This window comes from Kitasatospora sp. NPDC093558, from assembly GCF_040683475.1.
In the GTDB taxonomy this organism is placed as follows: domain Bacteria; phylum Actinomycetota; class Actinomycetes; order Streptomycetales; family Streptomycetaceae; genus Kitasatospora.
On record NZ_JBFBDY010000232.1, the window covers coordinates 1 to 9,699 of the forward strand.

Here is a 9,699-nt window from a genome sequence, read left to right on the forward strand (position 1 = left end):
GGTACAGCTGGAGTGCGGCCCGCAGCGCGCCCGAGGGCGCCCCGATCGTCGGTGTGGTCATGCGAAGATCCCCCTCATCAGCGCCCGTCCGGCAGGTCCGGGCTTCCCCTTCAGCGCCGAGCGGACGGTGGCCAGGCGGCGCTCCGCCTCGGCCGCGACGGTCCGCAGCCGCTCCGCCTCGGTGGCCAGCGCGCTCCGGCCGGAGCCGGTCAGCGCGTAGGTGCGGCGGGCCCGGCCGTCGACGATCTCCTCGGCGGCGACCTCGATCAGGCCCTGCTGGAGCAGGCGGTCGAGGGCGCCGTAGAGGGTGCCGGTGCGCATCTTGACCCGGCCGCCGGAGATCTCGGAGATCTCCTGGATGAGCGCGTACCCGTGTCTGGGCGCGTCGGCCAGTGCGGTGAGCAGCAGCAGCGTCGGCTCCTGCATCGAGCGTTCTGTCATGCGTCTACATATATCGTCAACCGGCATATAGGTCCAGCACCGGTCCCGCCGCGGACACGTCTGTGACACGACCAGCACAATGGCGCCCATGCCGAACACCGAGGACCTGCTCGCCGACTGGACCGCCCTGCTGCACCGCTGCGGCACCACCGCCGACCCCGTGGCGTACGGCCGGGAGCTGCTCCGCCGCTGGGCCGAGCCGCAGCGCCGGTACCACACCGCCGACCACCTGCGCGCGGTCCTGCGGCACGTCGACGCCCTCGCCGGGCACGCCGCCGACCCGGACGCCGTCCGGCTCGCCGCCTGGTTCCACGACGCCGTCTACCGGCCCGACCGCTCCGAGAACGAGGAGCGCAGCGCCGCGCTCGCGGTCCGGGCCCTCACCGCCGCCGGCCTGCCCGCCGCGCGGACGGCCGAGGTCGAGCGGCTCATCCTGCTCACCGTCACCCACGACCCCGCCCCGGGCGACCGCGACGGCGAGGTGCTGTGCGACGCGGACCTCGCCGTCCTCGGCGGCACCCCGGAGGCGTACGCGGCCTACGTGGCCGCCGTCCGCGAGGAGTACGGCTTCGTGCCCGAGCCGGACTTCCGGGCAGGACGGGCGGCCGTGCTGCGCCGGCTCCTCGCCCTGCCCGCGCTCTACCGCACCCCGGCCGCCCACGAGCGCTTCACGGTGGCGGCGCGGGCCAACCTGACGGCCGAACTCGCCGCCCTCTAGGCCAACTTCCCGACCGGCGCGACCGCGGCTCCCTGCTTGCCGCACACCCAGTGCGGGTCCGGTCCCAGCTCCGGCTCCACGCTCAGCGCGTGCGGGTCCCCGTCGGCCGCGCAGGCGGTGCACAGCGGCCAGCGGCCGTACGCCTCCAGGAGCGCGTCCTGGACGTCCTGGGCGACCAGCCCGAGCACGTACTCCGTGCCGTCCGGCCACTGCTCCAGCCACCACCGCCGGTGCGTGACGGCCTGCTCCACGAGCGAGACGACGGCGGCGTCCGCCACGTCCCGCGCGGTGAGGTCGGCCAGGATCCGCGCACGGGCGTCGTGCAGGGCGCTCTCGATGTCAGCCATCCGTGAATTCTCCCAGGAAACGCCGCGTGGGCGGCCCCCCGAAGGGGACCGCCCACGCGATCGGAACACCGATCCGGTCGAACGACCAGGATCAGAAGTCCATGTCACCGCCCGGCATGCCGCCGGCCGGGGCCGCGGCCTTCTCCGGCTTGTCGGCGATGACGGCCTCGGTGGTGAGGAACAGCGCCGCGATGGAGGCGGCGTTCTGCAGCGCCGAGCGGGTGACCTTGGCCGGGTCGATGATGCCCACGGCGATGAGGTCGACGTACTCGTTGGTGGCGGCGTTCAGGCCGTGACCGGCGGGGAGGTTGCGCACCTTCTCCACCACGACGCCGCCCTCGAGGCCGGCGTTGGTCGCGATCTGCTTGATCGGGGCCTCCAGCGCCACGCGGACGATGTTGGCACCGGTGGCCTCGTCGCCCTCGAGCTCCAGCTTGTCGAACGCGACACCGGCCTGCAGCAGGGCGACGCCACCACCGGCGACGATGCCCTCCTCGACGGCGGCCTTGGCGTTGCGGACGGCGTCCTCGATGCGGTGCTTGCGCTCCTTGAGCTCCACCTCGGTGGCCGCGCCGGCCTTGATGACGGCCACGCCGCCGGCCAGCTTGGCGAGGCGCTCCTGGAGCTTCTCGCGGTCGTAGTCCGAGTCGCTGTTCTCGATCTCGGCGCGGATCTGGTTCACGCGGCCCGCGACCATCTCGCTGTCGCCGGCACCGTCGACGATCGTGGTCTCGTCCTTGGTGATGACGACCTTGCGGGCGCCACCCAGGAGGTCCAGACCGGCGTTCTCCAGCTTCAGGCCGACCTCCTCGGAGATCACGGTGCCGCCGGTGAGGGTGGCGATGTCCTGGAGCATGGCCTTGCGGCGGTCGCCGAAGCCCGGGGCCTTGACGGCGACGGACTTGAAGACGCCCTTGATCTTGTTGACGATCAGGGTCGAGAGGGCCTCGCCCTCGACGTCCTCGGCGATGATGACGAGCGGCTTGCCGCTCTGCATGACCTTCTCCAGCAGCGGGAGCAGGTCCTTGATGCCGCCGATCTTGGAGTTGGCGATGAGGATGTACGGGTCCTCGAACGTCGCCTCCATGCGCTCCAGGTCGGTCGCGAAGTAGGCGGAGATGTAGCCCTTGTCGAAGCGCATGCCCTCGGTGAGCTCGAGCTCCAGGCCGAAGGTGTTGCTCTCCTCGACGGTGATGACGCCTTCCTTGCCGACCTTGTCCATCGCCTCGGCGATGAGCTCGCCGATCTGGGTGTCGGCGGCGGAGATGGAGGCGGTGGAGGCGATCTGCTCCTTGGTCTCCACGTCGGTGGCCTGGGCCAGCAGCTGGTCCGAGACGGCGGCGACGGCCTTCTCGATGCCGCGCTTCAGGGCCATCGGGTTGGCGCCGGCGGCGACGTTGCGCAGACCCTCGCGAACCAGGGCCTGGGCGAGCACGGTGGCGGTGGTGGTGCCGTCGCCCGCGACGTCGTCCGTCTTCTTGGCGACCTCCTTGACGAGCTCCGCACCGATCTTCTCGTACGGGTCCTCGAGCTCGATCTCCTTGGCGATGGAGACACCGTCGTTGGTGATCGTGGGGGCGCCCCACTTCTTCTCCAGCACGACGTTGCGACCCTTGGGGCCGAGCGTGACCTTCACTGCGTCGGCGAGCTGGTTCATGCCACGCTCAAGGCCGCGGCGAGCTTCCTCATCAAAGGCGATGATCTTGGCCATCTGAAGTGGTCCTCCGGGACACGGTCGACTGCTCGGACCAAGGGGTGCCCGCGACGGACGGCCAAGGTGTGCGGGGGTCTATTCCCCTACCGCTCCCAGGGCCTCACCGACCCGGTCCGCTGTCACTCTAAGGCTGTGAGTGCTAACGCCAATGATTAGCACTCCGGGTGGTCGAGTGCAAGCCCAATCGCCAAGCCGGGAGCCGCCCCGAGAACGCCGACGGGCCCGTACGACGCGTGTCGTACGGGCCCGTCGAGAAGCGAGTGGTCGCCGGCCGTGGGCCGCGCCGAGCTCCTGGAGCCGGAAGGGGTCAGACAGCGCGGACCATGTCCGCCTGCGGGCCCTTCTGTCCCTGGGAGATCTCGAACTCGACCCGCTGGCCCTCCTCGAGGGTGCGGTAGCCGTCCATCTGGATCGCGCTGTAGTGGACGAAGACGTCCGCACCACCGTCGACCGCGATGAAGCCGTAGCCCTTCTCCGCGTTGAACCACTTGACGGTGCCCTGAGCCATTCCGAACTCCCCTAGTGCTGTGCTGGCCCTTCACGGTCCCGCGGGTCGCGGGACCGGGTTGGATTGAAGGCCGGCCCGGGGAACCCCCCCTGGGCACAGCCGTGCACGCCGCGATCCACCGTCCCGAACGACATCCGGTGAGCGGGTGATTGCGTCGACCGCGGCTGAATGTATCCGGACCGACGCCCTCTGCAACAGGGCCCTCCGCGGTGAATTCCGGGTCCGCGTCAAGGGACAGGACGGGCCGAACCGGAAGGAACTCGGCAATTCGCGCCGGACATAGCGGACGCATTGCGCAAAACCCCTGAAGAATTCTGACATCCGCGTGACATGTTTCCCGGGCCCGGTCCCCGGGCGGTCTCAACGGACGGACGGCGGAGCGGCGGTTCGCACGGGGAGGGTGAGGGGGACCCCTGTTCCCGGCCGAGCGACACTCTACTCCCACTCGACCGGGAAATATTCCCGCCGAAATGCGAGCAGCCGCCCGCGCGCACGGAATGCGGAATTCCGTGCGCGCGGGCGGCCGGTCGGAGCGGGGCGCGGCTCAGCAGCCGCCGGCCACCGCCGGAATGATCGAGACGCTGGCGCCGTCCTTGATCTCGGTCGCGAGGCCCTCGGCGAAACGCACGTCGTCGTCGTTCACGTACACGTTGACGAAACGGCGCAGCTTCCCGGTGTCGTCCAGGATGCGGGCCGAGATGCCCGCGTGGTTCTTCTCCAGGTCGGCGATGACGTCGCCCAGGGTCCCGCCGTCGGCGGCGACCTCGGCGGCCCCGCCGGTGTAGGTGCGCAGGATGGTGGGGATGCGGACGGTGGCGCTCATGGGTGGCTCTCCTCGTGGGGGGAATCAGGCGGACGCGAGGCCGGCGCTGCGGAAGGAATCCAGCGTCGGGCGGATGACCGCGGTCATCCCGGCATCGGCGACGGCGTCCAGGGTCTTGAGGCCGTCACCGGTGTTGATCGCGACGGTCTCCTTGGCCGGATCCAGCTGTCCGGTCTCGACCAGCTTCTTGAGCACGCCGACGGTCACCCCGCCCGCGGTCTCGGCGAAGATGCCCTCGGTGCGGGCCAGCAGCCGGATCGCGGCCACCACCTCGGCGTCGGTCACGTCCTCGACCGCCCCGCCGGTGCGCCGCGCGATGTCCAGCACGTACGGGCCGTCGGCCGGGTTGCCGATCGCCAGCGACTTGGCGATGGTGTCCGGCTTCACCGGCTTGATCACGTCCCGGCCGGCCTTGAACGCCGCGGACACCGGCGAGCAGCCCTCGGCCTGGGCCCCGAAGATCTTGTACGGCCGGTCCTCGACCAGCCCGAGCTTGATCAGCTCCTGCAGACCCTTGTCGATCTTCGTGAGCTGCGAGCCCGAGGCGATCGGGATGACGATCTGCTCCGGCAGCCGCCAGCCGAGCTGCTCGCAGATCTCGTACGCGAGCGTCTTGGAACCCTCGCCGTAGTACGGGCGGAGGTTGACGTTGACGAAGCCCCAGCCCTCGCCGGCCGGGTCGCCGATCAGCTCCGAGCAGAAGCGGTTCACGTCGTCGTAGTTGCCCTCGATGCCGACCAGCTCACCGCCGTACACGCCGGCCATGACGACCTTGCCCTGCTCCAGGTCGTGCGGGATGAACACGCACGAGCGGAACCCGGCCCGGGCCGCCGCCGCGCCCACCGCACCGGCCAGGTTGCCGGTCGACGAGCAGGACAGCGTCGTGTAGCCGAAGGCGCGCGCGGCCTCGATGGCGCAGGCCACCACGCGGTCCTTGAACGAGTGCGTCGGGTTGCCCGAGTCGTCCTTCACGTACAGCCCAGCCGTGAAGCCCAGTTCCCGTCCGAGGTTGTCCGCCTTCACCAGCGGGGTCCACCCCGGGTTCAGGTTGGGCTTGGAAGCGACATCGGCCGGCACCGGCAGCAGCGGCGCGTAGCGCCAGATCGACGCGGGCCCGGCCTCGATGCGCTTGCGCAGCTCCTCGGCGGCCTCGCCGCCGAACTCGTACGCGATCTCCAGCGGCCCGAAGCACTCCAGGCAGGCGAAGTTCGGACCGAGCGGGAAGCGGGTGCCGCACTCCCGACAGGACAGGGCGGCGGCGGGGCCGAGATCCACGGATGCGGGTGCGACGGTGTCGATAGCCATGATGGCGGAGGCCTCTCTCCTCATCTTCCCCGTGGCGCGGGCGCGCCACGGGCCGGAATTGGCACCTGTCCCGCCGGGGCCTGGTGATCGGCCGCGCGAGAAGGTTGCCGGGACGTCAACGGGCCGTTCCCTCAGTCCCTCTGGATGAGCATGTGAAGTTGTCGTCAGCGGCGACCCCGGCGTGCGAAGGTCCGACCGCTGTACGAAGACTGTATCCGAAGGCGCCGAGCCCGAAAGGGGCCGTCCGCCACGCGAGATGGCCCGTTCCACCCCGATCCGCCGAGGAGAGTCCCGTGCCCGCCGAACCGACCCCCGCACTCCTCCCGCAGGCGGCCTCCTGGCTGGGCCGCCGCTCGTGGAGCGCGGCCGACCGGCCGGTCGACACCCTCCTCGCGGCCAAACGGCGCACCGGCCACACCGTCAGCGTCGTCCTGCCCGCCCTCGACGAGGCGGCGACCGTCGGCGACATCGTCCGCACGATCCGGCGCGAGCTGATGGAACGCCTCCCCCTGGTCGACGAGCTCGTCGTCGTCGACTCCGGCTCCGCCGACGACACCGCCGCCATCGCCGCCGAGGCCGGCGCCCGGGTCGAACACCGCGACCGGATCCTGCCCCGACTGCCCGCAGCCCCCGGCAAGGGCGAGGTGCTGTGGCGCTCGCTGCTGGTCACCCACGGCGACATCGTCTGCTTCATCGACGCCGACCTGCGCGAGTTCGACCCCGCGTTCGTCTCCGGCACCGTCGGCCCGCTGCTCACCGAGCCGGACATCCAGCTGGTCAAGGCCATGTACGACCGCCCGCTCGAGACCGAGAGCGGCGCGGTCGTCCCCGCCGGCGGAGGCCGGGTGACCGAACTGGTGGCCCGCCCCCTCCTCAACCTGCACTGGCCGGAACTCGCCGGTTTCGTCCAGCCGCTCGGCGGCGAGTACGCGGCCCGCCGCGCCCTGCTCGAACGGCTCCCCTTCCCCACCGGCTACGGCGTCGAACTCGGCCTCCTGGTCGACGCGTTGGAACTCGCCGGGCTCGACGCCCTGGCCCAGGTCGACGTCGGCGTCCGGCACCACCGCCACCAGGACGGCCAGGCCCTCGGCCGGATGGCCGCGACCATCTACCGCACCGCGCTGGAACGCCTCGACCGCACCCACCGGCTCAAGGCCTCGGCCGACCTCGTCCACCCGCTGCTCACCCAGTTCACCCGCGACCCGGAGACCCGCGCGTTCACCGCCCACACCCACCCCGTGACGGCCCTGGAGCGCCCCCCGATGCACACCGTGCCCGAGTACGCGACCCGCCACTGACACGTTTGCCGACCCAAACCCCCGGCAACGTACCAACCATGGGCGATCTCACGACCGAACGTTCGAGCGCGACCGTGCTGGTGGCATCCAACCGGGGGCCGGTCTCCTTCAGCACCGCGGACGACGGCACGCTGACCCTCAAACGCGGCGGCGGAGGCCTGGTCTCCGGCCTCTCCGCGATCGACGACCCGCACGCCGTCTGGGTGTGCGCCGCCCTCGGCGACGCCGACCGCCGGGCCGCCCGGGAAGCCCCCGACGGCCGCCTCGACCTGGCCGGCCACGACGTCGGCGGACAGGCCGTCCGGATGCTGGACATCGACCCCGAGACCTTCGCCCGCGCCTACAACGGCGTCGCGAACTCCACCCTCTGGTTCGTGAGCCACCTGCTCTACGCCACGCCCACGGCCCCCGCCTTCGACGCCGGCTTCCGCACCGAGTGGGCCGCCTACGAGACGTACAACCAGGCCTTCTCGGACGCCCTCGCGGCCGAGGCCGCCCCGGACGCCGCCGTCCTGGTCCAGGACTACCACCTGTCCCTCACCCCGGCGCTGCTCCGCGCCACCCGCCCCGACCTGCGCATCGGCCACTTCTCCCACACCCCGTGGGCCCCGCCCGAGTACTTCCGGCTCCTCCCCGACGACGTGGCCAGGGCCGTCCTCACCGGCATCCTCGGCGCCGACCGGGCGGGCTTCCTCACCGAACGCTGGGCGAGGGCCTTCGCCGCCTGCTGCAAGGAGATCCTGAACGCGACCGTCGACGACGACGCCCTCACCGTCACCCACGACAACCGCACGACCCACCTCGGCGTACACGCCCTGGGCGCCGACGCCGACTTCCTGCGCGAGCGCGCCCATCGCCCCGACGTCGACGAGCGCCTCGCCACGCTGCGCGAGGCCGTCGGCGACCGGCGCACGATCGTCCGGGTCGACCGCACCGAGCTGAGCAAGAACATCGTCCGCGGCCTGCTGGCCTACCGGCACCTGCTGCGCACGCGCCCGGAGTGGCACGACCGCGTCGTGCACATCGCCTTCGCCTACCCGTCCCGCACCGACCTCGCCGAATACCGGAACTACACGGCCCAGGTCCGAGACCTCGCCCAGGCCATCAACACCGAATTCGCCACCCCCACCTGGCAGCCGGTGATCCTGCACGTCGACGACGACTTCCCGCGCTCCCTCGCCGCCTACCGGCTCGCCGACGTCGCCCTGGTGAACCCCATCCGGGACGGCATGAACCTGGTGGCCAAGGAAGTCCCGGTGGTCTCCGACCACGGCTGCGCCCTCGTCCTGTCCCGCGAGGCCGGCGCCCACACCGAACTGGCCGACGACGCGATCGTCGTCAACCCGTACGACGTCATCGAGACGGCCGACGCCCTCCACGCGGGCCTTACCATGCCCGCCGAGGAGCGCGCCGACCGCACCAAGCGCCTGGCCGCGGCGGCCACCGCGCTCCCGCCGCAGCAGTGGTTCCTGGACCAGCTCAACGCGCTCTGATCGCCTCGCCCAGGTCCACCAGCAGTTCCACCACGCCCGCCGGCCCGGGCACGACCAGGTCGGCCCGGTCGGCAAGCTCCCGCACCGGCGCGTCCCCCACCGCGCCGCTGCACACGAGCACCCCCGCGAGCCCCTCCCCGCGCAACTTCTCGACGGCAGCGAAAGCCGCGACATCCCCCAGATCATCCCCGGCATAGAGCACGGCCCGAGCCCCACGCTCCCGCAGGAAGCCCGTCAGCGCGGCCCCCTTGTCCACCCCCGGAGGCCGGAGCTCAAGCACCAGCCGCCCGGGCTCCACCACCAGCCCGTGCTCCGCCGCCAGCTCGGCCACCGGCCCGCGCAACAGCTCCAGCGCCTCCTCCGGCGCCGCCGTACGCCGCGTGTGCACCGCGAGCGAGCGCCCCTTGTCCTCGACCCACGTCCCGTCGGGCGCCCCCACCGAGGCCAGCACCCCGGACAGGACCCCGCGCACCGCGACCACCCCCGGATGCACCGGAGGCGCCGAAACCTCCCCGTTCTCCCACCGCTCGGCCCCGTAATGCCCGAGCACGACAACCCCGGGAAGCCCGTCCAGCCCCCCGTACTCGACGGCCAGAGCAGCCGGCCGCCCCGTGACGACGACAACGGCCCCCACCTTCGCCACCAGAGCCGCCAGCGCACCCCGAACCCCCCGATGCGCCCGAGCCTGCGAAGGATCGGCAACGATCGGCGCAAGGGTCCCGTCGAAGTCCAAAGCAACGACGGCATCATCGGGAGCGTCGAAGATCCCCCGAACCCCATCCCGCCCGGCCTCGGTCACGGGCACCCACTTCTCGAAAAATCCCATGCGCTGCCCCTACCCCACCCCCCGGCCGTCTAAGGCAAGCACCGAGCCACCCCCACACCCCTATCCCTCCCCCACCCCTCAACCCGCACCGATGCACCCCCTCAACCACCCCCCATCCCCCTCCCCACCCAGCGAGAGGGTCGCGCTGCGGGAGGGGGTGGCGGAGGGGGTGGCCGCGGAGAGGGGCGTGACGGGTGATTTTCAGACTGCCAACGGCGAGAACCCC

At 71.7% G+C, this 9,699-nt stretch carries 10 protein-coding genes and 1 riboswitch; of the genes, 3 read left to right on the plus strand and 7 right to left on the minus strand.

Annotated elements, in window-relative coordinates; genetic code table 11:
* Positions 1–57: 57 nt before the first annotated feature.
* Positions 58–441, minus strand: coding sequence for a PadR family transcriptional regulator (locus AB0O00_RS21160; protein ID WP_363653982.1), 384 nt, complete (start codon positions 439–441; stop codon positions 58–60).
* Between the two features lie 88 nt (positions 442–529).
* Here AB0O00_RS21160 and AB0O00_RS21165 point away from each other — a divergent pair, with 88 nt between their 5' ends.
* Positions 530–1,159, plus strand: coding sequence for a hypothetical protein (locus AB0O00_RS21165; RefSeq protein ID WP_363653984.1), 630 nt, complete (start codon positions 530–532; stop codon positions 1,157–1,159).
* Here AB0O00_RS21165 and AB0O00_RS21170 read toward each other — a convergent pair.
* From AB0O00_RS21170 to thrC, 5 genes are all read right to left on the minus strand, one after another.
* Positions 1,156–1,506, minus strand: coding sequence for a hypothetical protein (locus AB0O00_RS21170; RefSeq protein ID WP_363653986.1), 351 nt, complete (start codon positions 1,504–1,506; stop codon positions 1,156–1,158). The genes AB0O00_RS21165 and AB0O00_RS21170 overlap by 4 nt on opposite strands.
* Before the next feature lie 91 nt (positions 1,507–1,597).
* Positions 1,598–3,217, minus strand: a complete 1,620-nt coding sequence (gene groL, locus AB0O00_RS21175) for a chaperonin GroEL (RefSeq protein ID WP_363653988.1) — start codon at positions 3,215–3,217, stop codon at positions 1,598–1,600.
* 310 nt (positions 3,218–3,527) lie between these two features.
* Positions 3,528–3,728, minus strand: a complete 201-nt coding sequence (locus AB0O00_RS21180) for a cold-shock protein (protein ID WP_153461112.1) — start codon at positions 3,726–3,728, stop codon at positions 3,528–3,530.
* 544 nt (positions 3,729–4,272) lie between these two features.
* Entirely contained in the window at positions 4,273–4,551 is a 279-nt protein-coding gene (locus AB0O00_RS21185; RefSeq protein WP_363653991.1) for a ubiquitin-like small modifier protein 1, read from the minus strand.
* A 24-nt stretch (positions 4,552–4,575) separates the two neighbouring features.
* Positions 4,576–5,856 carry a threonine synthase gene (thrC, locus tag AB0O00_RS21190; RefSeq protein WP_363653993.1) on the minus strand — a complete coding sequence of 427 codons (1,281 nt, stop codon included), beginning with the start codon at positions 5,854–5,856 and terminating at the stop codon, positions 4,576–4,578.
* 17 nt (positions 5,857–5,873) lie between these two features.
* Positions 5,874–6,007: riboswitch (SAM riboswitch) on the minus strand.
* Positions 6,008–6,149: 142 nt separating this feature from the next.
* Between thrC and AB0O00_RS21195 the strand changes: the two genes are divergently transcribed.
* Together AB0O00_RS21195 and AB0O00_RS21200 are read left to right on the plus strand one after the other, a co-directional pair.
* Positions 6,150–7,154 (plus strand): glucosyl-3-phosphoglycerate synthase, encoded by a 1,005-nt coding sequence (locus AB0O00_RS21195; protein WP_363653995.1) that lies wholly within the window; start codon positions 6,150–6,152, stop codon positions 7,152–7,154.
* A gap of 38 nt (positions 7,155–7,192) precedes the next feature.
* Positions 7,193–8,647, plus strand: coding sequence for a trehalose-6-phosphate synthase (locus AB0O00_RS21200; RefSeq protein ID WP_363653997.1), 1,455 nt, complete (start codon positions 7,193–7,195; stop codon positions 8,645–8,647).
* On the opposite strand, the gene otsB is transcribed toward AB0O00_RS21200, so the two are convergent.
* Positions 8,634–9,473, minus strand: a complete 840-nt coding sequence (otsB, locus tag AB0O00_RS21205; protein WP_363653999.1) for a trehalose-phosphatase — start codon at positions 9,471–9,473, stop codon at positions 8,634–8,636. The genes AB0O00_RS21200 and otsB overlap by 14 nt on opposite strands.
* Between the last annotated feature and the right edge of the window lie 226 nt (positions 9,474–9,699).

Coding starts and splice junctions, on each gene's coding strand:
- AB0O00_RS21160 (WP_363653982.1), bottom strand. CDS start 441: ATGACAGAACGCTCGATGCAGGAGCCGACGCTGCTGCTGCTCACCGCA.
- AB0O00_RS21165 (WP_363653984.1), top strand. CDS start 530: ATGCCGAACACCGAGGACCTGCTCGCCGACTGGACCGCCCTGCTGCAC.
- AB0O00_RS21170 (WP_363653986.1), bottom strand. CDS start 1,506: ATGGCTGACATCGAGAGCGCCCTGCACGACGCCCGTGCGCGGATCCTG.
- groL (WP_363653988.1), bottom strand. CDS start 3,217: ATGGCCAAGATCATCGCCTTTGATGAGGAAGCTCGCCGCGGCCTTGAG.
- AB0O00_RS21180 (WP_153461112.1), bottom strand. CDS start 3,728: ATGGCTCAGGGCACCGTCAAGTGGTTCAACGCGGAGAAGGGCTACGGC.
- AB0O00_RS21185 (WP_363653991.1), bottom strand. CDS start 4,551: ATGAGCGCCACCGTCCGCATCCCCACCATCCTGCGCACCTACACCGGC.
- thrC (WP_363653993.1), bottom strand. CDS start 5,856: ATGGCTATCGACACCGTCGCACCCGCATCCGTGGATCTCGGCCCCGCC.
- AB0O00_RS21200 (WP_363653997.1), top strand. CDS start 7,193: ATGGGCGATCTCACGACCGAACGTTCGAGCGCGACCGTGCTGGTGGCA.
- otsB (WP_363653999.1), bottom strand. CDS start 9,473: ATGGGATTTTTCGAGAAGTGGGTGCCCGTGACCGAGGCCGGGCGGGAT.